The sequence below is a fragment of the Chryseobacterium hagamense genome, assembly GCF_007991455.1.
Taxonomy (GTDB): domain Bacteria; phylum Bacteroidota; class Bacteroidia; order Flavobacteriales; family Weeksellaceae; genus Chryseobacterium; species Chryseobacterium hagamense.
Genome location: NZ_BJYJ01000001.1, coordinates 244296 through 269156, shown reverse-complemented (window position 1 = coordinate 269156; position 24861 = coordinate 244296). Strand labels below are relative to the sequence as shown.

Below are 24861 nucleotides of genomic sequence, written 5' to 3'. Positions count from 1 at the left end.
GTTCGAAGTAGTAAAATTTAAAATTATGAAATTGTTTTTATTGATTTTCATTTTGCTGAAGATAAGCATCGATCACCTCAAAGGCTTTCTTCTCGTCTTCCAGTTTCACCATTACTTTCAGGGATGTAGCCGTAGGCGTGGTCGTGAAAGTAAGGTAATTGTTTTCTACTGAATTTTTAATTTGGGCATCATCCAACTTGGACTTGATCAACTGGATTTCTGCGGGTTTGTCACTTTCAAAAACTGATACTCTTGTACTTCTTTCCATAGTTCTGTCTCGTTTGAGTATCTAAATATATAACGTTTTTTTGAAAATTACAAATTTTCAGCTTTTAAATTTTATTAATATTGTTTTCTATTTTATCCAGCGCCAGCTGAATTTCTTCTCTGGTAACGTTCAGATGCGGCCTGAAGCGCAGGGTCTGATCGCCGCAAGCCAGAATGATCATTCCGTCTTTCCAGAGTTCATCCCGAAGGTGGTTTCTCTGCTCATGGGTCGGAAGATCGATGGCACACATCAGGCCTCTTCCTCTGGCATTCGAAAGTTTTTCAGGATATTTCTGCTGCAGGTTCTGAAGGCCTTCTAAAAGATATTCACCCACTACCCTAGCATTTTCCACCAGGTTTTCTTTTTCAATGACTTCCATCACCAGCTGAAAACGGAGCATATCGATAAAATTCCCTCCGAAGGTAGAATTGATCCTGGAACTTTCCCTGAAAACATTGTCCGGAACCTGATCGAACTTTTCCTTATTGGCCAGAATTCCGCACACCTGTGTTTTCTTACCGAAGGAAATGATATCCGGCTTTGCCGTAAAGTGTTCGAATCCCCACATTTTTCCTGTGATCCCGATTCCGGTCTGTACCTCATCGAAGATCAGAAGGATTTCGTGCTGATCGCAGATTTTTCTCAGTCCTGTAAAAAATTCATCCCGGAAATGGTTGTCGCCGCCTTCCGCCTGAATCGGCTCGATGATGATGCATGCTACTTTATCGGGATTCATCAGAATCGCTTCTTCGATGTTTAGCAAAGCCAGTCTCTCATTCTTAATCGTTTCTTCCAGATTTTCTTCCGTGACCGGGAAAGTGAGTTTCGGATTCAGGATCCTCGGCCAGCTGAACATCGGGAAATACTGGTACTTTCTGGGATCAGACGTATTGGTCAGGCTCAGTGTATAGCCGCTTCTCCCATGGAATGCCTGTCTGAAATGGATGCAGATCCCGGCTTCAAAATCAAGACCTTTTTCGAAATTCTTTCTCGTTTTCCAGTCGAAACAGGCCTTCATTGCATTCTCAACAGCCATTGCACCTCCTTCGATAAAGAAGGCATACTGCAGTTCCTGAGGAATGGCAACCCGTTCAAAAACTTCCAGGAAATGCGCATATTCTTCGGAATACACATCCGCCAAGGTCGGCTTATTGACCGCCATTTTCCCAAGCCATTCCGATTTTTCCATCAGGTAAGGATGGTTGTACCCGATGGATGCCGAAGCGAACATGGAAAACATATCCAGATATTCGCGGTTGGTGAGTTTATCGTAAAGCCATGAGCCATGGGATTTTTCGATGTCCATCACGAAATCGAAACCGTCAGCCAGTACGTGCCGGCCTACGGTTTCCTTTACTTTCTTTGTCTGTATATCAATAGTTGTTTGCATATTAAATAAAATCTTAGGGTTGATTGGAATTTAATAATCAGAAACCGGGATTTAAATGATAACGCAGACGATACCACTTTTTGCATCCCGTTTTCAATATTAGTTTGTTAAAGATCGAACTTGATGCCTTGTGCCAATGGCAGGCTGGCGGTATAGTTGATGGTATTGGTCTGTCTTCTCATATAATATTTCCAGACATCGGATCCCGATTCCCTGCCGCCGCCGGTTTCCTTTTCACCACCGAAGGCACCGCCGATTTCCGCACCGGAAGTTCCGATGTTCACATTGGCAATTCCACAGTCTGAGCCTGCATGGGAAAGGAATAATTCAGCTTCTCTTAGGTTCTGCGTCATGATGGCAGAAGACAATCCCTGGGGAACATCGTTCTGAATGGCAACGGCTTCTTCCAACGTGCTGTATTTAATTAAATATAAAATCGGCGCAAAAGTTTCGTGCTGAACGATTTCATACGAGTTCTGTACTTCGGCGATACACGGTTTTACGTAGCAGCCGGATTCATACCCTTTTCCTTTGAGCACCTCGCCTTCCACGACAAATTTCGCCCCTTCTTTCTTCCCTTTTTTGATGGCTTCCTGGTACATGTTTACCGCATCGGTATCGATCAGCGGTCCTACATGGTTGCTTTCATCCAGAGGATTTCCGATTTTTAACTGACCATAGGCTTTGGCCAGTCTGTTTTTCACTTCGTCATACACGCTTTCGTGGATAATCAGTCTCCTCGTTGAAGTACACCTTTGTCCGGCCGTTCCTACGGCTCCGAAAACCGCTCCGATGATCGACATATCAATATCGGCATCCTTGGAAATGATGATGGCATTATTTCCACCCAGTTCAAGGATCGATTTTCCGAATCGCTGCGCCACACTGGTGGAAACCATTCTTCCCACTCTGGTAGATCCTGTAAAAGATACCAGTGCGATTCTCTTATCGTCTACCAATCGCTGTCCGATCTCATGATCCGCGACCATTACACTTGAGATTCCTTCGGGAAGGTTGTTTTCCTTTAAAACTTCATTCATGATGTTCTGACAGGCAACGGCACAAAGCGGTGTTTTTTCAGACGGCTTCCAGATCGTTACGTTTCCGCAGATCCAGGCCAGTGCCGTATTCCACGACCATACGGCTACCGGGAAGTTGAATGCGGTGATAATGCCCACGATCCCCAGCGGATGATATTGCTCGTACATCCGGTGCCCGGGTCTTTCCGAGTGCATGGTGTACCCGTGAAGCTGCCTTGAAACCCCTACGGCAAAGTCGCAGATATCGATCATTTCCTGAACTTCACCCAGACCTTCCTGCAGGGATTTGCCCATTTCATAGGAAACGAGTTTACCCAGATCATCTTTGTACTGTCTTAATTTCTGGCCGAGCTGCCTGACGATTTCCCCTCTTTTGGGGGCCGGAATAAGCCTGAATTCCTTAAAAGCCTTTTCCGCTGTTTCGATGACCTTGTCGTAATCGGAAATACCGGACGTTTTTACTTTGGCAATCAGATTTCCGTCTACCGGGGAATAACTTTCGAGAATTTTCCCTGATGCAAAGTATTTTCCGCCTGTTGAAGTCCCCTTATTCTCATCTTTAATTCCAAGATTTTTGAGTGTTTTTTCAATCCCAAAATCCTTTACTTTTTTAGACATAAAAATTTTACTTTTCGTTTCCTCTAAAGATAAAAATATTATGCGAACCGCAAAATTTTAATTTTTTAACGTGTTTTTTATTTGGACTAATTATAAACATGCTTATCTTTGTAAGGCAATCATTTGAATTTCAGAAATGGAAAATAACAGGATTAAAAACGAATCTGATGCCGGAGAGCAGAAAACTTCCCGGTGGAAAAGCCTGCTGAAAAAATTCGGGATCGGCGGAATTATCTTTTTTACCGTGAAAGGCATCATCACTTCCACGCTGATCTATTTCTTAGGAAAAAATGCGTGGAGCATTATTGCAGGTTACTTTACAGGCATCTTTGATTAATGATTAAATAAATAAGCAACAAAAAAAGCTGAGAAAAATTCTCAGCTTTTTTTGTTAAATACCAACATATATCCGACTTTAAAAAGCATATATCCAGTTTTTTAACAACGAAGATTTAGTTCAATCATCAAGACTTTTTGACAAGTGAAACTTCCAGTATCCCACTTCCCGCTTCCAACCTGTCAATCAAAGTTCTTCTTTGGATTCACATTATAGCATTGTAAACTATTATTTCTTCTTTCTTCCCGATTCCGTCAGGCTCTGATGCAGCAGATACTCGATCTGTCCGTTCACGCTCCGGAATTCATCATTGGCCCATTTCTCCAGAAGTTTGTACGTGGACTCGTCGATCCTCAGGACGAAGGATTTTTTACCTCTGCTTCCGGTCGGATTCTCTGCTTTATCTGATTTCATTTTTCTTGATTTTTATATCCTGCATTTTACAGACCGGGATTCCGCCGATCGATTCTTATGGTGTTAATTGTAGAGGGTTCCGGCGTTCAGGATCGGAGTCGCTGCCTTTTCCCCGCATAACACCACCATCAGGTTGCTTACCATGGCTGCTTTTCTTTCGTCATCCAGCTCAACAATATTTTCTTCCGACAATTTTCTCAAGGCCAGATCAACCATGCCTACCGCACCTTCCACAATTTTGGTTCTCGCCGCCACAATAGCGGTGGCCTGCTGCCTCTGAAGCATAGCGCCTGCAATTTCCGAAGCATAAGCCAGATGGGAAATTCTCGCTTCCTGAATGATGATCCCAGCCTTGGAAAGCCTTTCCGTAAGCTCTTCTTCTAATATGGCATTAATCTTATCACCGCCTTCCCTTAACGTAATCGGGGCATGGTCATCCTCAAGATTGTCGTACGGAAAGCTCATGGCCAGATGCCGCACCGCCGCTTCACTCTGCATTTTAACAAAATCCGAATACCGCTCCACATCGAAAGCCGCTTTATAGGTATCGCCCACTTTCCAGACCATCACTACGGCAATCTCAATCGGGTTTCCCATTTTGTCATTTACTTTCAGCGTCTGCCCCTGCAGGTTTTCTGAACGGAGGCTGATCCTCTGGGAAGAATACAGCGGATTAATAAAAAACAACCCGTTGTCCTTAACCGTCCCTACGTATTTCCCGAAGAAGTTCAGCACCCTCGAATGGTTCGGCTGGATGATCATCAATCCTTTCAGAAAAAAGCAGAACAGGATAAACATTAAAAAGCCAAGAACAACAAAGGTGATGCTGCTGTCGACGCCTGATGCAAAAAAATAAATTGAAGCAACAAACAATCCGAGACAGATTACTAAAGTAAGGTATCCGGACATCGGTTTTAAGATTTTTTCCATGATATTGAATTTTAATTTGATATTATTTTGATATCATAAAGGTATAATTAATTTTTAATCTGAACAATGGAATTTTATATTTTATAAATAAAGGCCGGAAGCAGGATGATGGATGCCGGAAGTTCTAAAACCACAGGCATTTCTCAGCTTCAGGAAACCATAAAGATTTAATAAGGTATTTAGAAATATTATGATAAGCTTTGCTTTAAGTTTACTACTAAACAATATGAAATCGACCTTATTTAGCTCATACTCAAAATTTTCAATCAATTCAAGAACCAAACTAAGGCTCCTTCAGTCAGGATTTTAAATAGAAATCCTCCTGGCAGAATGAATAAATGAATCATGTTTTTGACAGGATTTTATCCTATCCTGTAGTAAACCGTCCCTCCGGGACTTTAAAACAATGTAGATCAGACCTTGGTTTAAGGCTGTTTATTCAGGATTAAACAAGAATTCCCCCTGATTGAATTACAAATGTTTAATTTGATTATCCAGATCTCCGAATCTATTCTGACAGGAGAGACTTCCTGCATCCGGCATTTCTCTTCCAGCCTGTTAACTCCGTTTCTTCTTCGAGTTTACGTTAAATAAAGGAAGAACTTTCTCTGATAGAATGACAAGATGTTAGTTTGATTATCAGGACTACCGATCCTATCTTGATCAAAAAACTTCCGGCATCATGCTTCCCGCTTCCCGCCTTTTCATCCGAATTCTACTTCGGGCTCACGTTAAATAAAAATCTTTGATTTTACCTTAATCAAATCTTAAAACCTTCATCTCTTTTAATAGCTCAAACTGCATTTCCGTCAGTTTTCCCACTTCGCTCTTTTTACTTTTACCTGGTTCTTTCAGACCCGTTAAGGCCAAATCGTGTTTAGAAAAATTTAGATGAACTTTGTTTTCAGTGTGATGCGTAAACGAAAAATCCCGGAAGTTGCTTCCGGGATTTGTTTATTGGGATGAAATCTTATTTTTTCGTCAGGACCCTGAACTTTAAGTAAGAGGCAATCGCTAAAGCCAGCATACTTCCAAGTCCGATGTACACCCACGCCGGAACCGGAACCGGGTCTCCTGCTGCGTATGAGTGAAGTCCGCTGAGGTAATAATTTACCCCTAAATACGTCATTACCATCGAGCAGAAAGCAAACATCGTAGCCACGTGGAAGGCCCATCTGCTTCGTAATCCGGGAACCAGTCTCATGTGAAGTACGAATGCATAGACCATAATGGAAATGAAAGCCCAGGTTTCCTTAGGGTCCCAGCTCCAGTACCTTCCCCACGATTCATTGGCCCAGATCCCGCCCAGGAAGTTCCCTACCGTCAGGGCAAATAATCCGATGGTCAGGGACATCTCTGATACGATAGCCAACTCCTTCAAAGTAGTATCATGATGTATTCTGTAGGTTTCTTTCTGTGAAATAATATAAAAGATCAAACTGATGACCGCAATAATCATCGATAAGGCAAAGAATCCGTAGCTCGATGTAATGATCGCTACGTGTACGATCAGCCAGTAGGATTTCAGTACCGGAACCAGCGGTGTAATCTGCGGATCAAGGGCCGAACCCCCGTGGGCAAATCCCATCATAATAACTGCCACCATAAATCCGGCTGCGGGAATCAATGCATTGGAATTTCTGTAGAGTAAAAGCCCGGCTGTGATTCCGACCCATGAGATGAAGATAATGGCTTCGTAACCGTTACTCCAGGGTGCGTGTCCGGAAATATACCATCTGGCAACCAATCCGAGGAAATGGAAAGCATATCCTACAATTCCGATAACAATAATAGCCTTGATACTTTTGTTTAAAACTTTATTCGGCTTGAATAATTCTACAAAACCTAAGATCAGCAACAAGCCTCCGATCAGGGTGTAGAAAATCAACAGTTTGAAATTGATGTTCAGTTTATTCATGAACACTTCCAGATCTACTTTCGATTTGGCTGGCACTACGGCTTTCCCCCATTTCTGCTGGTATTCCGAAAGCTTTGCCAATTCTGCATCGGCTTTGCTCCAGCTGCCGGTCTGCTGGGCCTTTAAAACTTCTGCGAAATAAGGTCCCATTACAGTCTGGGATTCCATATCCGGTTCCATTTTCTGGTCCAGCCAGGAATGCCAGGTGTGGTTGGCATCGTTCTTTACCGGAACAATCCTCATAAACTGGCCGCTGAAAAATTCATTGAAGATCTGTACCCTTTCGTTTACGGCAATGACTTCTTTATCATAGTTGGTCTGCTCTGCCGGTTTCTTACGGAATGCCGTGTTATAGTCGTTTTCCAGGATATATTTTAAATTCCCGTTGGCATCCGCCGGAAAAAGGTTCATCAGAGAAGTATAGCCTTCTTCGTCTGCCTTGGTTTTGTTTTTCAGCTCATCGCCTCCCTTTGTCCCTACTTTGATCATCGGAACCATCGTCCAGCTCGGCGTATCGATATTGACAGATAAAAACCACTGATTCGCAGTAAGCGATTTTCCATCCGTTCCTTTGAACTCGTCTTTTTTATACAGTTTTCTTAAAACATCCAGTGCTTCGGTATTGATCGGAACAATTCGTCCCTCAAAGTTCTGTACCAGCAGATACCCGAATTTATCGGCATGTTCTGCACTTACTTTGTTTCTTGCAATAATTTCGTCTGCCGTTACCACCTTCATTTTGGTAAACGGTTTCGGCCCTTGGGGCTGAGCGGTTTCAGGAGCCGGAGCATGGTTATGGCTTTCACCTTCTGCATGCATATGTTCCCTGCTTCCGTCGGTAGTCCCGTGCGTTTCAATTTTCTGGGCATTAAGTCCGAAGCTTAACAGCAACAGAAGAACGGTTACCGCTTTCTTTTTATTGACGTCTTTCAGGATTTTATTTAATTTCCAGAAGTGGGTCCCTTTCCAGAAGAACATAAAGAACATGCCTCCGAATAAGAAGGTGTACCCGATATAGGAAATCAGGGTTCCCCAGAAATCGTGGTTTACGGAAAGGACGGTTCCCATCCGGTCCGGATCGAAACTCGACTGGAAGAAACGGTATCCTTTATGGTTCAATACGTGGTTCATATAAATTTTAAAAGGCGTCTGTTTTCCTTCATCAATAATTTTAATGTGGCTTTCGTAAGCACTTGGGGAAGAACTTCCCGGATAGGTTTCCATCACGAAGTCATCCAGCTTTAAGGAAAACGGCGTATTGTAAACCTTAGGCCCGAAACCGACCATAATATTCAGCCCGTCCATCGTAACCTGCTTGTAGGCATTAGGATTTCCTTTTTCTACGGAAAGGTCTACCAGCTGTCTGGTTTTCGGTCCCTGAAGTTCTACCGTCAGCATATCGGGAACATTCTGATCCTTTTTCCGGTCGCCTTCAATGGATATTAATTTTCCTTTTCTCAAACCTTCAGGAACTACCAGTTTTAATTCGTTGATAGAATATAAACTTCTCAGGGCCAACGGCTGGAATTCATCTTTCCTTGTGGTTCCGGTTGCCTGAGTGGCCATGGTCATGTAATTGGCATCCACCGGCGTCTTGATAAACAGTTGTCCGCCTTCATTTTTAAATTCCACCGCACCGTCGATCGCCCTGTTGAAGGTAACAAGCGTTCCGTTGACGGATTTGGTTTCTCCCGGTTTGATAAAGATATTCTGTCTTCCGGTCTGGCCGGTAGATACCAGATGCAGGTATTCCGCACCGTTCGCATCTGCTACCAGGCTGTCTTTTTTTCGCTGGACATATTCCTTCGCGACCACTTTTACCTGTTTCCCGCGGAAATCATAAGTTGCCTCCAGATCTTTGTGCAGCGGAGACATCAGGTAAGGAATATCCTGGTAGTTAAGAACGTCTCCTTTCTCTTCGATCTGGATCTTAAGGAAGTTTTTATCGGTAACGATTTCGTTGGTCGTCTCACCTTCCCTGATGTGCATCATTCCTTCAAAACTGATGTACCGGGTGATGGCACCGCCGATAAAGATCAGCACGAATGCCAGGTGAAAGACCAGCACCGGCCATTTCTCCCGCTTCCAGAGCCTGTATCTTCCGATATTGCCGATAAAATTGAGGATTAAAAGGAGCATGATTAATTCAAACCACCATGCTTCGTAGATTAATGCTTTTGCTGTGGGGGTTCCGTAATCGTTTTCTAAAAACGTTGCATAAGCCATTGCGAATGCATACCCCAGTAATAACACAGCCATTGTTCTGGTTGAGATCAAAATATCCTGGATCTTCTTCATATGTATATACTTGACATGCAAAAATAAGCATGATAAACCATAAAGCCGTTAAAAAAAGCTGTTTTTTATCACTTTGAACCTGCGAACCGCTATTTTTAATCATTCTTAATAATTTAAATTTCATTGAATAAAACGGAAAGATTCAGAAATAGAAATATTACCCTGTTTTGCATAAAGAAAAATTTATGCGGTAATTTTTTTTTAATTCATTTTATTTTAAATATTTTTAATGATTATAAAATAAAACCGGGCCGAAAAAACCTTTTTAAGACCGGGAAAAATTAAATTTCTTTTCGTAAAAAAGCATCTTGATTAATGTTGAAAAATGTTAAATTTGCCAATTGACATTATGAATAAAAACACGCAGAACAAACCGACAGAATCGCCTGACAAGGGCAAATTTTTATCGAAGCCCCGGGTATTTTTCGGGCTCATGTTTATCCTTCTTTCCGTTGTGCTTACCTTTTCATTCGTTTCATACCTGATGAACTGGAAGGCAGACCAAAGCCAGGCAGGAACCATGCTGGACAAAAGTATAAAATCATCCAATCTCTTCGGAAAGCTGGGCGACTGGCTGGGAAATATATTTATTTTCGAAAGCATCGGGGTAGCTTCCTTCATTATTGCTTTTTTATTTCTTGTTTTCGGGACGGTGATCCTGAAAAAGAGAATGTTCAAGCCATGGAAGACCGTAGGGCATTCATTGTTCTTTATCTGCTGGCTGCCGATTCTTTTCGGGGCGCTGACCAAAGGGCAAGGCGTGATGAGCGGCGTCTACGGATATCAGATCATGGATTCACTGAATGCGATTATCGGAAGTGTCGGCCTCTGGCTGGTGCTGGTATCAAGCATTGCCCTGTATTTTATTTTAGAATTCAACCTGCGCCCGAGCTCAATCAGATCGAAGCTGAACGACATTAATGAAAACACCATCGGAAAAGTAAAATCGATGATGCCGAGCTCCGATGAAAATTTCGATGCGGACGAAGAACTGATCGAAGAACTGGAACAGCATAAGGAAGAAGAAGCTCCTGTTAAGGTTAAAGTAACCGAAACCGTCCAAAAACCTGCGGCAAAAACAAAAGCACCTGAACCGGTAAGCATTCCGAAAGGATTTCCTGAAGTTCCGGTTTCTGCCGGCCTGGATCCGATCATCACTCCGAACAAGACTTCTTTCGAAGAAGAAAACACAATGGATTTTTCATCATCCGTCAGCCTGCCTCTTGACACGAAGCCGAAGATGCCGACCGCAACTCCCGAACAGGCGTTTGATTTCAAGCCTTCCGTTCCGGCTGCCCAAACCGTGACGGCCACTGCTGCTGCTGTGGAAGATATCAAGTTTAATGTGGAAGTAGCTCCGGTGATCGATATCCTGGATGATGCCGATATAAAGTCCCAGGAACTGATCAGCAAGCACGGGTTATATGACCATAAGCTGGATCTCGCCAAATTCCAGATGCCGCCGGTTGATCTTTTGAAAGACTATGGCAATGAAGAAATTTCCATCAATAAAGAAGAATTAGAGGAAAACAAAAATAAGATCGTAGGGCTGCTGAAAAACTTCAATGTCGGTATCGCCGAAATCAAAGCCACCATCGGGCCTACCGTAACTTTATACGAGATTGTTCCGGAAGCCGGGATCCGTGTTGCCGCGATTAAGAAACTGCAGGATGATATCGCGCTTAATCTTTCCGCTTTAGGAATCCGGATCATTGCACCCATGCCGGGGAAAGGGACTATCGGGATTGAAGTTCCGAGAAAAAATCCGACCATGGTATCCATGCGGTCGGTGATCGCTTCACAGAAATTCCAGAATACGGATATGGATCTTCCTGTGGTATTCGGGAAAACGATTTCCAATGAAATCTTTATGGCAGACTTATCCAAAATGCCCCACCTGCTGATGGCCGGTGCTACGGGACAGGGTAAATCGGTCGGGATCAACGCCATCCTTACTTCCCTGCTCTACAAGAAGCACCCGAGCGAACTGAAATTCGTAATGGTGGATCCTAAAAAAGTGGAACTTTCCTTATATTCAAAAATCGAAAGACATTATCTGGCCAAACTGCCTGATGCGGAAGAAGCGATCATCACCGACACCAATAAGGTAATCAACACGCTGAACTCCCTGTGTATTGAAATGGATACAAGGTACGACCTGCTTAAAAACGCGTTTTGTAAAAATTTAAAGGAATATAATAAAAAATTCACGGAAAGGAAACTGAATCCTGAAAACGGACACCGCTACCTCCCTTATATCGTTCTGGTCGTAGATGAATTTGCGGATCTGATCATGACGGCCGGTAAAGAAGTGGAATTGCCGATTGCCCGTCTGGCCCAGCTTGCCCGTGCGGTAGGAATCCACTTAATTGTCGCTACCCAGAGACCTTCGGTAAACGTAATTACCGGGATGATCAAAGCCAACTTCCCGGCAAGGGCGGCCTTCAGGGTAATTTCCAGTGTGGATTCGAGAACCATCCTGGATTCTCCGGGTGCCGACCAGCTGATCGGTAAAGGAGATATGCTTTACTTCAACGGAAATGAAATCCTGAGGCTGCAGTGTGCTTTCGTTGATACCCCGGAAGTGGAAAGACTGGCGGAATTCATCGGCGAGCAAAAAGGCTACGCTTCGGCATTTATCCTTCCCGAATATGTTTCCGAAGATTCCACAAGCACCGTCGGTGCATTTGATCCGAATGAAAAAGATGCTTTGTTTGAAGAGGCAGCAAGGATTATCGTTTCCACTCAGCAGGGTTCCACTTCCATGCTTCAGAGACAGCTGAAGCTGGGCTACAACAGGGCCGGAAGAATCATGGACCAGCTGGAAGCCAGCGGTATCGTCGGCGGTTTCAACGGGGCAAAAGCGAGGGAAGTTCTCATCAGCGATCAGCATTCTTTGGAACAGTTTTTGGAAGACCTGCGCAGTTAAAAGTAAAAACCGGAGGTTTAACTTTTCGTTTGAAACAGAGTCTAAAATTAAGTAAGATTAAAAAATGAAACATATTATTTCAAAAATTGTAGTCGGCAGTATGGTTGTAGGCGCCGTAGGATTTACAAACGCCCAGAAAATCGATGCCAAGGCAAAAAAAATCCTGGACGATATTACGGCAAACTATAAATCGAAAAAAAATACCTACTTTAAATTCTCGTTCGGCAGCGGTACCAATGGAAAAGTGGATAAAAGTGAACCGGGAATCTATTATGCTGCAGGCGACAAATATAAGCTGAAGATCATGGAAACGGAACAGATCTTCGACGGGAGCAAAATTTACAACATCAATACGGAAGATAAGGAAGTTACAGTAGCCAAGCCTAACGGCAGCAGTTCGATGTTCTCCCCTATCAATTATCTTTCGAGCTACAGAAATGATTATAATGTAACTTATGAAGGAAAGAAAAATGTAAACGGTGTGAATGCAGACTTCATTAAACTGACGCCCGTAAAATCCAACGGCATTCAGGCGGTCTATCTTTTTGTAAATGCTGCCAAAAAACAGATGATCAAGCTGGAGCAACACGGAAACAACAACGATCTTGCGGTAATCGCTATTACCCAGTACAAAGAGAACCAGACCCTGGACCCTGGAATGTTCGTCTTCGACAAAAACAAATACAAAAATTATCTGGTTACCGAACTTTAACCGCATTTATTATAAAAATTTCATAAAATATAAGAGCTGCAAAGGAAACTTTGTGGCTTTTTGTTTAATTTTGGCGCATGTTAAAAATACTAGACCGATATATCATAAAAACCTTCTTCGGACCGTTTTTCTTTATATTCAGCGTATTGTTTTTTATCTTCATTGTAAACATTATCTGGATCCAGCTGGGACAGTTTATGGGGAAAGGATTAAGCTACTGGCAGATCATGAAACTCCTGTTCTATCTCGGGGTAAGCGTTATCAGTATGGTATTGCCGCTAACGATCCTGCTGGCCAGCATTATGTCTTTCGGTGAGTTTGGAGAACGGTATGAGCTTGCCGCCATGAAAGCGGCTGGAATTTCCCTGACCCGGGTGATGATGCCTTTGCTGGGAGTAACAATAATCATGTCGATTATTCTTTACTTTTTCTCAAACAACATCATTCCCGATTTCCAGAGAAAAGCCAAGAACATGCTTTTTAATATTGCCCAAACGAAGCCGGCCCTGAATTTCACACCCGGCCAGTTCATCGACCAGATCCCGGGAAATATGGTAAAGTTCGATAAGATTACCGGTGAAAACGATGAAAATATCGAAGGGGTCTTCGTCCATAAAAAAGCAAGCTCCTACGACAATCAGCAGACTATTGTTGCTAAAAGAGGAAAGTTTGTACCGGCTGCCAATAAAAATTACCTGAAACTGGTATTGTATGATGGTTATGTCTATGATGATAATTTTGCCGGAAAAGGTGAAAACGTGAGGCTGAAACAGCCGGATCAGGCCATTAAATTCGATTCCCTCACTTCCCATTTCGATGTCAGTGAAATCATCAATAAAGCGATTGAGGAGGAAAAGATTACAGACGATTACCGTTTCCAGACCTTTAATGAACTTAATAAAACGATTGAAAAAGCGAAAACCGACAACGACCGTTTTTTCACCAACGTTAATAATGATGTGCTGAATCAGACCAATTCGGTTATCAGCTACATGGATTCCAAACAGAACCGTGCGAAGGCAAAAGCGAAGCCGATCATCAAACTGGATACGGTGAAAAAAGAGAAGAAGCTGGAAATCATCAAGAATGCCTACGACCGGCTGGAAAGTCTGAAAAGCACCCTTGAAGGGAAAAACAATGAACTGGACCCCGGCATCAAGTATTACAACAAAGTGGTTATTTACCAGCAGAGAATTGTTACCTATTCCTTCACCTGTATTATCTTCTTCCTGATCGGAGCCAGCCTCGGTTCCATTATCAGAAAAGGGGGCATGGGGCTCCCGGTAATTATTGCCATTGTGATCTTTATTATATTTTACGTAATCAACGTAGGTTTCGAGAACATGGCCTGGTCCGGAAAAATCAATCCGTACCTCGCCGCATGGATCCCGAATATTGTCCTTTTCCCTTTCGGAGTCTGGATGACGTATAAAGCCTTAACGGATTCCCAGCTGTTTGACGCTGAAAAATATAAAGCAGCCTTAAAACCGGTTACAAAACTGTTTGTAAAAAATAAGGAGCACCAGCGTTACCAGTAATTGAACCATTATGAAATACATGAGATCCGGAGATTTGCCGGATCTTTTTGTTTGGTAATCAGCTTAAAAGAGTCAGGGGAAAAAGTCAGGGGAAACATACAAAATATGATGGTAGAGAAAATTAACGATTAAGAGATAGTAAGATTTTTAGTTTTGATTAAGATGAAATCAAGATTTCATCTTGCGGTTTGCTTATAGCGAAGCTCAACTTAATTTCCTGAATTCCTTATTAAATCTTAATGGTTTGGGAATCTTAAAATGCCATCGGTTGTAAAAATTTCCGGCACCTGCTTCCATCATATAAACTAAATTCTGCTTCAGCTTTACATTATTAACAATAAAAAAATTATCTTTACCGAAATTGAAAATTTAGTACTATGAAAAAAATATTACTCTTTGGTTTGTTGAGCCTGGCTTCTTTCCATGCCTATGCACAGGACGACATTACCGAATATGAAATGAGAACCGGAGAAAAACCCGGCTATATCATTGATAAAAGCGGCAGGAAGGTCGAAGGCATTGTAAGGCTGGCCGGAAACGATATGAGCCCGTGGACAAACCAGAAAAAGGTAAAATTTATTGCCTCTACCGATATTGACGCTTCCAAGAAAAAGCAGAAATTCAAAACCTATGATGTGGATGACCTCAAAGGCTATATGGCTATTGATAACGATGCGGAAAGGGTTTTTGAAAACATCAGATACACCAATGTAAAAGAAGCCTACAATACCCAGAACGGTGGATTGAGCGGCAACATGAAAGCCTTCAATAACCTGACGAAAAGCAACCAGTTTGCAGAACTTGTAGCCGACGGGAAAATCAAAGTCTATAAAGTATACGGTTTCCCGACTACTTTCTCAGCCGGAAGCCAGATTGCCGTTGCTGATGCGGAAAACAGAAGAATGCGGGAAAATCCGTCTTATGTCTATTCCAAGAAAGGCGGAAAACCGGAAGAGCTTACTGCCGTAAAGGCGAAAATGATCATTGCCGATTGTCCTGTCGTAAGAACAAAAGCTTCCAAAGGGGAATATGCCTCTTTAAAAAATGATACGAAACAGCGTTCCGGTTTGGGAAAATTCATCAGAAATGAAGTCGGAAATGCCATGGCAGACAATAAGGCCATCGTCGATGAGGTGATCGTTGATTACAATGAAAACTGTAAATAGCCGGTTTTTAAAATAAAAGAAAAGCAGTTTCAGATTGGAGACTGCTTTTTTGTTTGGTACGGAATTTTTTGTATTATTGGATCAGCCAAATTTATATTATGAAAATTATTATAACTGCCATGATCCTGATGCTGTTTGTTTCATGCAATCAACAGAAAGAAACTTCGGGAAAAAGCCTTTCAAAGAACAGTTCTAAAACTGAAAAAGACACACTTTCGCCGGACAAAATTCTGCAGACCCCTGATGAAATCAAAAAAGAATTTACCATAATCAACGAAAAGCTGTTATCAAAACAATTAGATTCTGCCAGCTTTACGTATACCTGTGAAGAAACCGAAGGAAAAGCAGACTTTTACAATGAAAAGCAAAGACTGAGAATGGTTAAGCATTTTTACGCAGACAGCCACTTTTCCTCAGTGACAAATTATTACGTAAAAAACAACAGCGTATTTTTCATTTTCAAAGAAGAAACAGTATGGCAGTTTGACGGCGGTACTGCTGAAAAACCTATTACCAAAGACAGCATCAGCCAGCAGAGGATTTATTTAAGAAACGGAAGCCCCATCCAATGCCTGGAGAAAAACTTTACCCTAAGATCTGCCGGTAAAAATGTAGATCCTGAGACGGTTCCCAACAGGAAAGGAAATTGTGATGTTAAAGAACTGATGGATATTTATCAGAAAATTCTGAAGAATAAAGACAGGAAAAACAAGACCTTATGCCTGTAAATTTTTTAATCCACTAATAAATGATGAATGGGTTCAGAAAAGTTAAGGTGAGCTGTGCTTCAGGCATCCGGCAAAATAATCTTTGTTATCCCAACTGAACCTTACACCTTCCTGTCTCTTGGTGGTTCAGACTGCATTTTCACTGAGTCTCGTCCGGTTCTTTTCACTTTGTACCCGGCTCTTCAGGAATGAATCATCAAAAAAAACGGCTTCACCGAAATGAAACCGCTTTATATATGGGTCGACTGAAAATTATATTTTCATAATTTCAGCTTCTTTCGCCTTAAGATGATCGTCGCAGGCCTTAACGTGCTTATCGGTAAGTTCCTGGATATCCGCTTCGATCCCCTTGATCACATCTTCAGATACCCCCTCCAGTTTTTTAAGTTCTTTCAGTCCGTTCTGTCTTGCATTCCTTACGACGATTTTCGTATCTTCCGTTTCGCTCTTCGCCTGTTTGGCAAGATCCCTTCTTCTTTCCTCAGTTAAAGGCGGTACGTTCAGAATGATATTCTCCCCGTTATTAGAAGGTGCAAAACCCAGATTGGAATTGATAATCGCTTTTTCGATCGCATTGATTGACGTCCTGTCCCAAGGTTGAATAGAGATTGTCATCGCATCCGGTACAGACACATTCGCTACCTGATTAAGCGGAGTCGGAGCCCCGTAATACTCTACCATCACATCCTGAACCATATTGGTAGACGCACGTCCGGCCCTGATTCTTTGAAATGCATGATCCAAGTGCTTAATAGCCGCTTCCATGTCGTGCTTTACAGATTCTACTATAAGATCTAATTCTTCCATTATATAATAAAAATTTGATAAGTTACACATTGAGTAAAGTTTCAGGTTAAAAGTATATGACCGTACAAATTTTATACCTTTGGTTCCTGCCTGCCCATTACTTTTACTAGGTTCTTTTTACCTGGCTTATACTTACAGGTCTACTAAAGTACCAACATTTTCACCGTCCACGATTTTTTCCAGGTTGCCGTCTTTGTTCATATCAAAAACAATAATCGGCAGTTTGTTTTCATGGCTTAAGGTAAATGCCGTCATATCCATTACTTTCAGGTTCTTGGCATAAACTTCGTCGAAAGATAATGAATTATATTTTACCGCATCTGCATTTTTTTCAGGATCGCTGTCGTAGATTCCGTCTACCCGTGTTCCTTTTAAGATCACATCCGCATCAATTTCAATGGCCCTCAGTGTGGCTGCCGTATCCGTTGTAAAGTACGGGTTTCCGGTTCCGGCTCCGAAAATCACTACTCTTCCCTTCTCAAGATGCCTTACGGCTCTTCTTTTAATGAATGGCTCAGCCACTTTATCCATTTCGATAGCCGACTGAAGCCTGGTTTTAATACCTACATCTTCGAGGGCACCCTGAAGAGCCATCCCGTTGATTACGGTTGCCAGCATTCCCATATAATCACCCTGTACACGGTCCATTCCTTTAGCGGCACCGGCTACCCCACGGAAAATATTTCCTCCTCCGATGACAATGGCCACTTCACAGCCTTTGTTTACTACTGTTTTGATCTCTGCTGCGTATTCCTGTAGCCTTTCGTTGTCGATACCATACTGTCTGTTCCCCATTAAGGCTTCACCACTCAGTTTCAGAAGGATTCTTTTATATTTCATTTTTTGTATAAATAACTTTTTTCCGTTAGGTTGATTGTCTTAAAAAATTGACTCTGCAAATATAATCATTAATAAGGTTGGTTTTTAATTCTGGATCAAATTTTTAAATCTTCCGCCCCCACCTGTTTCATGAGGCTTTCCCGAGAAAGAGCCGGCGTCTGATCAGGAGCTTTTTCCCGCTTTCCGCTATATCTTTTTTGCCTGAGCCTGATCCCGTACAAAAAAGGATGCCGCTGCAATCGGGGCTATGACAACGCGAATCCGATAAGATCAGACTTCCGGCATCCGGCAAAATTATCCCGTTTGAAATATGCCCCTGTTTTGCAAAAAATACATATTTGCCTGTAAATAATGTGAGAAATATTTTGACAAGTACGAAAAAGGATTATTTTTGCATTACTAATAAACTGAGTTGAAGAAAATTGTCATTTTTTCATTATTTCTGTCAGGAATTGTTTCTAATGCACAAACGGGGACGAATGTTTTTCCGTTCCTGAACCTACCGGTTTCTGCCAGGCAGGCAGCCCTGGGCGGTGATGCGATTTCCGTCAGAGATCATGATGTTTCCTTTGCTATTGCAAACCCTTCTTTGCTGAATAAAGATTCGGATAACCAGCTTTCCGTAAATGCTACCGCCTACCTTGCCGATTCCAAATACGGAACCATCGCTTATGCCAGAGATTTTGATAACGGCCATATGGCTACCATCAACGCACGGTATATGAGCTACGGAAGTATCCCGAGGACGGATGACAGCGGTTTTGAAAACGGTACCTTCACGGCTTCCGATGTCTCCGTCGGGGCGGGCTACGCTTACCAGTTCGAAGAAGACTGGACGATCGGCGGCGGACTGAACTTCATCACTTCGAAAATCGACAGCTATTCGGCTTCTGCGATTTCAGGAAATGCAGGCGTTACCTATCATAATAAAAAGAACAAAGAGACGGCATCGGTGGTATTCAGGAATTTCGGGTATCAGTTCAAGTCATTCAACGGAACCAGGGAAAACCTCCCTTTCCGCGTCGATATTGGATATACGCGGACTCTAAAGGTGATTCCCCTGGCCATTACCGTTACTGCCCATGATATCCAGCAGTTTGATATTTCCTCACCTTACAATGTGAACGGCCAGGAAGTAAATGCAGGAAGAAAAATAGCAGACCATTTTTCTTTGGGTGCCGAGCTGTTTCCGGAAAAAAGCTTCAACATCAGGTTAGGATACAATGTGAAGCGCGGAAGCGAGCTGGCTGTTGTAGACCAGAGAAACTTCTCAGGATTATCGGCAGGTTTCGGCGTCAGGCTTTCCAGGTTCAGGATCGATTATGCCCATGTAAGATACCATAACGCTTCGAATGTCAACCAGATAGGTATCTCTGTAGATCTTACCAGCCATGCAGGATATTAATTAAGATAAAAAGCGAAGCAATAAAATAAAAGGAACCTTAAGAAAATCTCTTAAGGTTCCTTGATTTTTAAGAAAAAATCTGGAAATTTGCAGAATGAAAAAACCTGTAATCGCGATCGACGGGTACTCGTCTACCGGAAAAAGTTCAATCTCTAAAATTATTGCCGAAAAACTGGGGATCATCCATCTCGATACCGGAGCCCTGTACCGGGGGGTTACCTGGTTTGCCCTCCAGAACTGTACCGGCGGGAACGGCTCCATTGATCCGGACAGGCTGTTCTCGTCCTTTCCCGAGATTGAGCTTGAATTCAGGAACTTTGGTGGCGAGCTGATACTTTTTCTCAACCATATCGATATTTCAAAAGCCATCCGCACCAATGAAGTTTCGGATAATGTAAGCTTTGTGGCCAAACAGAAGCCGGTAAGGGATTTTCTACTGCAAGCCCAGAGGTCCCAGGCTGAAAAAGGCGGCATTATTATGGATGGACGCGACATCGGGACCGTTGTCCTGCCTGATGCAGACTATAAATTCTTTCTCACTGCCAGTATTGATGAAAGAACCCGCAGGAGATACCAGGAACTCCTGAGCCTCGGAATCACCGCTGATGAACAGCAGGTCAAGAAAAACCTGATTGAACGGGACCGGATCGACAGCGAACGGGAAATAGCCCCACTGAAGCAGGCTGAAGACGCCATCGTTATTGATAATACCAATCTCAACAAGCAGGAAACGATTGATGCGATTCTTTCATACATTGACTCATTTTAACAATTTTAATACCCTTTTACTTCTTTTGGTATATAAATTGTACACTTTACAGGAAGAAAAAAGCTAGTATTTATTAACTATTAAAAAAAACGAAAATGTCTAAAAAAAACAATACAGCAGGTGTTTTAGCAGGACTTCTTGCAGGTGCTGCAGCAGGTGTAATTCTAGGAATGCTTTACGCTCCTGAAGAAGGAAAGGAAACCAGAAAAAAGATTAAAACAAAAGCTAACGATATCAAGGATCAGGCTGTAAATAAATATGATGAAGTTTCTGAAAAAGTTAAAGATCAGTACAGCAATATTTCATCTACTTTTAAAGAAACGGCAAATACTGTAGCCCATACCGTAAAAGACGGATATGATAAATACAAAGATCAGATTGTTTCCAAAACGGCAGATGTTGTAAAAAACGTGGAATCGGAACTTAACGATCTAAAACAATAAATGATTTATTCTTTTAGGTAAATTATGGAAAGGAACTTTATAAATGAAAGTTCCTTTTTTTATAACTTCAAATAAAAAAACAATGATAGAAACTATTAAAGAATATGTGTCAAAAAGAATTGACTTGCTGAAGATAGAAGCTACTGAAAAGTCTTCCCTTTCTGCAGGAGCCATCACTTATTTTGTGGCCATGCTTGTTGCTTTTGGTTTTTTCATCATCCTGTTTAATTTCGGAATTGCCTTTCTCATTGGGGAAGCACTGGGCAATCAGTCTTACGGATTTCTGATCGTGGCAGGATTTTACCTACTGATTATGATTTTAGTAATGGTATTTAAAAAGAAAATCGTAAATTCTGTGGCAGATCAGGTCATTAAATTCTTAAATCATTAAATTATGGGCAGAAAGTATGAAAACCTCGAAGAACTGAGAAGAAAGAAAAATCTGCTGAAGCAGGAACTTGAAGGGATGGAAGATCTCCTGACCTTCAAAAATACAAAAGAAACCCTTAGTGCATTTACCAACGGCTTAACCGACCAGTATCTTCAGGAAAAGGTAGATGCGGATGGTGATGAAAAAGTAGTCCTCCGGAAGGATGTAATCGCCAAACAGATTACCAGCGAAATAAAAGAAGCTTTTACCGGCAAAAACTCGGCGGCGGCCATCGCAGGTTCGGCCTTTAAAGGGGAAGCGATGGATATCATGATTAATCTTGCCGTAACCACCCTTGTCGGAAATTATGCCCGGAAGAACTTCAAAAGCTCCAACTGGAAGAAAAAACTTATCGGTGCTGCCATGATTTATTTAGCACCCATGGCATTGCGCTTTATCAGAAAAAAACTTGAAACCTACCAGAAAAACAAAAGCGTATCCAGTATGGAACAGCTTATCTAATTTTCAGGGTTTTAAAGTCGCGGTTAAATTACATTTTGTCCTACTTTAAAGCCCTGAAATTGTATTATTCCGCTTCTTTGAAAAGCTGTCCCAGAATAATTCCTGCAGCCATGGAAACATTCAGGCTTTCTGTAGATCTGGATTTTCCGAACCTCGGAATCATCACGCTTTTTTCGACCAGCCGTTCGGTTTCCGGACGCATCCCGTTTCCTTCGTTCCCCAGAATTAAATTCAGCTTCTGAGGCTTTTCAAAACGGTAAATATTCTCTCCTTCCATATCGGTTCCGATATTCACATTTTCCGTATCCGCTAAATATTCTGTCAGATTTGTATAAACAACGTTTACCCTGGCGAAAGAACCCATGGTGGCCATAATGACTTTCGGGTTATAAACGTCTGCCGTATCGTCACTGCAGATGATCTGCTCGATTCCAAACCAGTCGGCCAGCCGGATGATTGTCCCCAGATTTCCCGGATCCTGAATCCCGTCCAGCACCAGCTGAATAGCCTTATCTTCCGACTTTTCCTGAGGTTCAAGATGGCAGACCGCTACAGAATCTTTGGGATGCTGCAGCATGCTTATTTTTTTGAGCTCATTTTCAGAGATATGGGTGACGGGTACATCCGTACGGTCCAGTTTTTGAGGATCGATAGAAAATATTTCTTTAATTTTAACCTTAGAATTGAAAAGTTCACAAATGATTTTATTACCTTCAACCAAAAACAAATTGTATTTTTGCCTGAACTTCTTTTTATCCAAAGACTGTAAAACTTTTATTGTATGAGCTGTAAGCATTATAAGAATTCTCCTCAAAAGTATTATAAAATTATCTCATTTGCAACATTTGTTGGTCTCTTGTATGCGTGCAGTACGACGAAAAAAGTTCCGGACGGCGATTATCTGCTGGTCAGGAACAATTTTGAGTTTGAAGATAAGAAGGAACCTTTCGACGGGGAACTGAAAGGCTATGTTCAGCAGAAGCCCAATAAAAGGCAGTTTCTTTTCATGCCGCTGAGCCTTTGGCTGTACAACGCCGCCAACCCGAAATACGATACCCTCCTCAATGAATACATGACTTATCCTAATGAGATGAGAAACCAGAAACTCCGGGATTCTCTTTTCATCAAGTATAATATGAACAATGATATCGGGAAAAGTCTCTTTATGGACAGGCTGTACCATAACTGGGGCTCCGCTCCGGTCATCCTGGATCAGGCCCGGACGGAGAAAAGTGCTGTTTCTATTGAGAAAAGGCTTACGTACAGAGGATATTGGGATGCCGAGGTAAAGTTTAAGCATGATCTGGATTCTGCGGCCAAAAAAGCGTCCGTTACGTATCTTATTACCCATAAGGATCCTACTTACATTAAAGACTATTATTACAATATTACCGATAAAGAGGTAAAAAGCATCTATCAGCAGCATTTAAGGGAAAGCCTTATAAGGAGCGGGCAGATTTTGGATCAGACGGTCCTTGAAAAGGAGGTAAACCGGGTTAATGACCTTATGAGGGAATATGGCTACTACCGCTTCAATGCTTTGGGGGATGAAGTGGGATTCGTGGCAGATTCACTGAAAAGTACCAAGCAGGTCCCTCTTGTTATGGAAGTTCATAAAGATTCTCTGGACAGTCCGTATAAAAAATCCACCATCGGAAATATTGATGTAGCGATTGTGGATGATATCAAGGATTTTCCCGGAAGAACCAGAAAAGACAGTTTAAGAGGAATCCGCTTTCACAAAACAAATAACAATTATGATTCCCGGGCAATATGGAGAGCTATTATCGTAGGAAATAAGCAGGTGTATGACCAGAACAAGCTGGATCTTACCAAAAGGAATATTCTGTCGATGAATAATTTCAGCATCCTGAAGGCGAGAGATTCATTAAGACGGGGCGGCGGTACCAGCCCCAATGACAGTATTGTGGATGTTACTTATATCTTAAAGCCCCTGCCGAAATATGACCTGAAAGTCGGATTGGATTTAAATTATTCCGAGGTACTGAACTTCGGAGTTTCTCCTTCTGTAGATCTTATTACAAGAAACGTATTCGGTGGCGCTGAAAACCTATCCACAAGCGTATCCGGAACGTTCGGACGTATTGTTGATCCTAAAGATATCGACAGAAGAATCCTGGCCTACGAAATCTCAGCCCAGGCTTCTCTGAGCTTCCCAAGGTTGCTGCTGCCATTCAACTATTACAAGCTGATCCCCAAACGGTACAGCCCGACTTCCTCTATTGTTTTAGGAGTCTCCGACCAGAACAATATCGGTCTTGGAAGACTGAATTTCAATACCGGACTGAATTATCTTGCAACGGTAAATGAAAAGGTAACCCACAGGCTGACGCTTTTCAATACGCAGCTCAGTTTAACAAAGAATAAAGACGCCTATTACAGCTACTTTACCAGCGATAATGCCATCCGTGAAGAATTTTTCAATGATTATTTTGCCACCAATTCCGAGATTGCCCAAAAGTTCTATGCAGGCCAATTGACGATTGATCAGGTTTCCCAGCAGATTATTAATGATACCGATTATATTCAGGGGCTTAATCAGCAGGGTCTGGACCGGTATACGGCATTTGTAGGAACGCTGGTCAACAAAGACCGGCAGACACAGGACGTCCTGATTTCCTCCATGATCTACAATTTTATCTATAATGAAATCGGAAAGAATGATTATCCCAATGCTTTCTATTTTAGCGGTAAGGTAGAGCTGGCCGGAAATATCTTCAGTATTTTCAACCAGAAAAGAAATGAAGGGGGGATTACCACGAGCCCGGAGAGGACTATTTTCAATATTCCTTATGCCCAGTTTGTGAAGTTTGATTTTGATATCAGGAAATATTTTAAATTCGGGGATAATACCCTGGCCCTGCGCCAGTTTGTCGGTATCGGGATTCCGTACGGAAATTCTTCCAATATGCCGGTAATCCGTTCTTATTTCAATGGTGGGCCCAACGACATCAGGGCCTGGGTGCCTTTCGGCGGACTGGGACCTGCCGATTCCCAGGTTGACGAAAGAGTCCGTACCTATATGACGGATAATATGAAACTGACCACCAACATCGAATTCAGGGTTCCTTTTAACGATACGTATGAAGGGGCTGTCTTTACGGACATCGGGAACATCTGGAGTCTTAAAAATAACAATTACGGAGACGAATTTAAATTCAATAAATTCTTGAAGCAGGTTGGTGTCGGAAGCGGTGTCGGATTGAGGCTAAACATTGCGTACATCAAAGTGAGACTGGATTTAGCCTATAAAATGTATGAACCGAACCGTCCTGACGGCGAAAAATGGAGATTAAAATATTTCCAGCCGTTTAAGCCGACGCTTAATATCGCTTTCGGATATCCTTTCTAACAATATTTGATACGATGAACCGATTTTGTACTTGATTCTAAGGCTA

Annotated in this window: 21 protein-coding genes; 12 read left to right on the top strand and 9 right to left on the bottom strand. The window is 42.2% G+C overall.

Annotation, left to right across the window (positions count from 1 at the left end; all coding sequences use genetic code 11):
- Positions 1-37 precede the first annotated feature (37 nt).
- The 3 genes from CHA01nite_RS01095 to amaB form a co-directional block, all read right to left on the bottom strand.
- The gene (locus tag CHA01nite_RS01095) at positions 38-268 is read right to left on the bottom strand and encodes a DUF2007 domain-containing protein (protein WP_146939376.1); all 231 of its coding nucleotides are present in this window, start codon (positions 266-268) and stop codon (positions 38-40) included.
- Between the two features lie 64 nt (positions 269-332).
- Positions 333-1658, bottom strand: a complete 1326-nt coding sequence (gene lat, locus CHA01nite_RS01090) for an L-lysine 6-transaminase (protein WP_146939375.1) — start codon at positions 1656-1658, stop codon at positions 333-335.
- A gap of 107 nt (positions 1659-1765) precedes the next feature.
- Positions 1766-3316 carry an L-piperidine-6-carboxylate dehydrogenase gene (gene amaB, locus CHA01nite_RS01085; RefSeq protein WP_146939374.1) on the bottom strand — a complete coding sequence of 517 codons (1551 nt, stop codon included), beginning with the start codon at positions 3314-3316 and terminating at the stop codon, positions 1766-1768.
- Between the two features lie 136 nt (positions 3317-3452).
- Between amaB and CHA01nite_RS01080 the strand changes: the two genes are divergently transcribed.
- Positions 3453-3653, top strand: coding sequence for a hypothetical protein (locus tag CHA01nite_RS01080; RefSeq protein ID WP_146939373.1), 201 nt, complete (start codon positions 3453-3455; stop codon positions 3651-3653).
- 228 nt (positions 3654-3881) lie between these two features.
- On the opposite strand, the gene CHA01nite_RS01075 is transcribed toward CHA01nite_RS01080, so the two are convergent.
- The 3 genes from CHA01nite_RS01075 to CHA01nite_RS01065 form a co-directional block, all read right to left on the bottom strand.
- Positions 3882-4067, bottom strand: coding sequence for a type II toxin-antitoxin system antitoxin (locus tag CHA01nite_RS01075; RefSeq protein ID WP_146939372.1), 186 nt, complete (start codon positions 4065-4067; stop codon positions 3882-3884).
- A gap of 63 nt (positions 4068-4130) precedes the next feature.
- The gene (locus CHA01nite_RS01070; protein WP_146939371.1) at positions 4131-4997 is read right to left on the bottom strand and encodes an SPFH domain-containing protein; all 867 of its coding nucleotides are present in this window, start codon (positions 4995-4997) and stop codon (positions 4131-4133) included.
- A gap of 970 nt (positions 4998-5967) precedes the next feature.
- Positions 5968-9213 (bottom strand): cytochrome c biogenesis protein CcsA, encoded by a 3246-nt coding sequence (locus CHA01nite_RS01065; protein WP_146939370.1) that lies wholly within the window; start codon positions 9211-9213, stop codon positions 5968-5970.
- A gap of 349 nt (positions 9214-9562) precedes the next feature.
- Here CHA01nite_RS01065 and CHA01nite_RS01060 point away from each other — a divergent pair, with 349 nt between their 5' ends.
- The 5 genes from CHA01nite_RS01060 to CHA01nite_RS01040 all read left to right on the top strand — a co-directional run bounded on the left by CHA01nite_RS01060 (position 9563) and on the right by CHA01nite_RS01040 (position 16286).
- Positions 9563-12142, top strand: a complete 2580-nt coding sequence (locus CHA01nite_RS01060; protein ID WP_146939369.1) for an FtsK/SpoIIIE family DNA translocase — start codon at positions 9563-9565, stop codon at positions 12140-12142.
- A 64-nt stretch (positions 12143-12206) separates the two neighbouring features.
- On the top strand, positions 12207-12854 hold the full coding sequence (gene lolA1, locus CHA01nite_RS01055; protein ID WP_146939368.1) for an outer membrane lipoprotein periplasmic chaperone LolA1: 648 nt from the start codon (positions 12207-12209) through the stop codon (positions 12852-12854).
- Between the two features lie 77 nt (positions 12855-12931).
- Positions 12932-14392 (top strand): LptF/LptG family permease, encoded by a 1461-nt coding sequence (locus tag CHA01nite_RS01050; RefSeq protein WP_146939367.1) that lies wholly within the window; start codon positions 12932-12934, stop codon positions 14390-14392.
- A 377-nt stretch (positions 14393-14769) separates the two neighbouring features.
- Positions 14770-15558, top strand: a complete 789-nt coding sequence (locus CHA01nite_RS01045) for a hypothetical protein (RefSeq protein ID WP_146939366.1) — start codon at positions 14770-14772, stop codon at positions 15556-15558.
- A gap of 98 nt (positions 15559-15656) precedes the next feature.
- Positions 15657-16286 carry a hypothetical protein gene (locus tag CHA01nite_RS01040; protein ID WP_146939365.1) on the top strand — a complete coding sequence of 210 codons (630 nt, stop codon included), beginning with the start codon at positions 15657-15659 and terminating at the stop codon, positions 16284-16286.
- A gap of 252 nt (positions 16287-16538) precedes the next feature.
- On the opposite strand, the gene frr is transcribed toward CHA01nite_RS01040, so the two are convergent.
- Both frr and pyrH read right to left on the bottom strand, forming a co-directional pair.
- Positions 16539-17093 (bottom strand): ribosome recycling factor, encoded by a 555-nt coding sequence (gene frr, locus CHA01nite_RS01035; protein ID WP_146939364.1) that lies wholly within the window; start codon positions 17091-17093, stop codon positions 16539-16541.
- 132 nt (positions 17094-17225) lie between these two features.
- Entirely contained in the window at positions 17226-17933 is a 708-nt protein-coding gene (gene pyrH, locus CHA01nite_RS01030; protein WP_146939363.1) for a UMP kinase, read from the bottom strand.
- A gap of 412 nt (positions 17934-18345) precedes the next feature.
- Between pyrH and porQ the strand changes: the two genes are divergently transcribed.
- The 5 genes from porQ (at position 18346) to CHA01nite_RS01005 (ending at position 21442) form a co-directional block, all read left to right on the top strand.
- Positions 18346-19338, top strand: a complete 993-nt coding sequence (gene porQ, locus CHA01nite_RS01025) for a type IX secretion system protein PorQ (protein WP_146939362.1) — start codon at positions 18346-18348, stop codon at positions 19336-19338.
- A gap of 94 nt (positions 19339-19432) precedes the next feature.
- Positions 19433-20107, top strand: coding sequence for a (d)CMP kinase (gene cmk / locus CHA01nite_RS01020; RefSeq protein ID WP_146939361.1), 675 nt, complete (start codon positions 19433-19435; stop codon positions 20105-20107).
- A gap of 95 nt (positions 20108-20202) precedes the next feature.
- On the top strand, positions 20203-20550 hold the full coding sequence (locus CHA01nite_RS01015; protein ID WP_146939360.1) for a YtxH domain-containing protein: 348 nt from the start codon (positions 20203-20205) through the stop codon (positions 20548-20550).
- Positions 20551-20632: 82 nt separating this feature from the next.
- Complete coding sequence (locus tag CHA01nite_RS01010) at positions 20633-20941, top strand: phage holin family protein (RefSeq protein ID WP_146939359.1); 309 nt, start codon at positions 20633-20635, stop codon at positions 20939-20941.
- 3 nt (positions 20942-20944) lie between these two features.
- On the top strand, positions 20945-21442 hold the full coding sequence (locus CHA01nite_RS01005) for a phosphoribosyl-ATP pyrophosphatase (RefSeq protein ID WP_146939358.1): 498 nt from the start codon (positions 20945-20947) through the stop codon (positions 21440-21442).
- Between the two features lie 64 nt (positions 21443-21506).
- Here the strand turns inward: CHA01nite_RS01005 and CHA01nite_RS01000 are convergent, their stop codons facing one another.
- Positions 21507-22238: a TrmH family RNA methyltransferase gene (locus tag CHA01nite_RS01000; RefSeq protein ID WP_146939357.1), complete on the bottom strand. Its 732-nt coding sequence runs from the start codon at positions 22236-22238 to the stop codon at positions 21507-21509.
- Between CHA01nite_RS01000 and tamL the strand changes: the two genes are divergently transcribed.
- Positions 22224-24815, top strand: coding sequence for a translocation and assembly module lipoprotein TamL (gene tamL / locus CHA01nite_RS00995; RefSeq protein WP_146939356.1), 2592 nt, complete (start codon positions 22224-22226; stop codon positions 24813-24815). The genes CHA01nite_RS01000 and tamL overlap by 15 nt on opposite strands.
- Positions 24816-24861: the final 46 nt, after the last annotated feature.

Bases quoted from the DNA above. Each gene is read 5' to 3' on its own strand.
- CHA01nite_RS01095 (WP_146939376.1), bottom strand. From the start codon at position 268: ATGGAAAGAAGTACAAGAGTATCAGTTTTTGAAAGTGACAAACCCGCA.
- lat (WP_146939375.1), bottom strand. From the start codon at position 1,658: ATGCAAACAACTATTGATATACAGACAAAGAAAGTAAAGGAAACCGTA.
- amaB (WP_146939374.1), bottom strand. From the start codon at position 3,316: ATGTCTAAAAAAGTAAAGGATTTTGGGATTGAAAAAACACTCAAAAAT.
- CHA01nite_RS01080 (WP_146939373.1), top strand. From the start codon at position 3,453: ATGGAAAATAACAGGATTAAAAACGAATCTGATGCCGGAGAGCAGAAA.
- CHA01nite_RS01075 (WP_146939372.1), bottom strand. From the start codon at position 4,067: ATGAAATCAGATAAAGCAGAGAATCCGACCGGAAGCAGAGGTAAAAAA.
- CHA01nite_RS01070 (WP_146939371.1), bottom strand. From the start codon at position 4,997: ATGGAAAAAATCTTAAAACCGATGTCCGGATACCTTACTTTAGTAATC.
- CHA01nite_RS01065 (WP_146939370.1), bottom strand. From the start codon at position 9,213: ATGAAGAAGATCCAGGATATTTTGATCTCAACCAGAACAATGGCTGTG.
- CHA01nite_RS01060 (WP_146939369.1), top strand. From the start codon at position 9,563: ATGAATAAAAACACGCAGAACAAACCGACAGAATCGCCTGACAAGGGC.
- lolA1 (WP_146939368.1), top strand. From the start codon at position 12,207: ATGAAACATATTATTTCAAAAATTGTAGTCGGCAGTATGGTTGTAGGC.
- CHA01nite_RS01050 (WP_146939367.1), top strand. From the start codon at position 12,932: ATGTTAAAAATACTAGACCGATATATCATAAAAACCTTCTTCGGACCG.
- CHA01nite_RS01045 (WP_146939366.1), top strand. From the start codon at position 14,770: ATGAAAAAAATATTACTCTTTGGTTTGTTGAGCCTGGCTTCTTTCCAT.
- CHA01nite_RS01040 (WP_146939365.1), top strand. From the start codon at position 15,657: ATGAAAATTATTATAACTGCCATGATCCTGATGCTGTTTGTTTCATGC.
- frr (WP_146939364.1), bottom strand. From the start codon at position 17,093: ATGGAAGAATTAGATCTTATAGTAGAATCTGTAAAGCACGACATGGAA.
- pyrH (WP_146939363.1), bottom strand. From the start codon at position 17,933: ATGAAATATAAAAGAATCCTTCTGAAACTGAGTGGTGAAGCCTTAATG.
- cmk (WP_146939361.1), top strand. From the start codon at position 19,433: ATGAAAAAACCTGTAATCGCGATCGACGGGTACTCGTCTACCGGAAAA.
- CHA01nite_RS01015 (WP_146939360.1), top strand. From the start codon at position 20,203: ATGTCTAAAAAAAACAATACAGCAGGTGTTTTAGCAGGACTTCTTGCA.
- CHA01nite_RS01010 (WP_146939359.1), top strand. From the start codon at position 20,633: ATGATAGAAACTATTAAAGAATATGTGTCAAAAAGAATTGACTTGCTG.
- CHA01nite_RS01005 (WP_146939358.1), top strand. From the start codon at position 20,945: ATGGGCAGAAAGTATGAAAACCTCGAAGAACTGAGAAGAAAGAAAAAT.
- tamL (WP_146939356.1), top strand. From the start codon at position 22,224: ATGAGCTGTAAGCATTATAAGAATTCTCCTCAAAAGTATTATAAAATT.
- CHA01nite_RS01000 (WP_146939357.1), bottom strand. From the start codon at position 22,238: ATGCTTACAGCTCATACAATAAAAGTTTTACAGTCTTTGGATAAAAAG.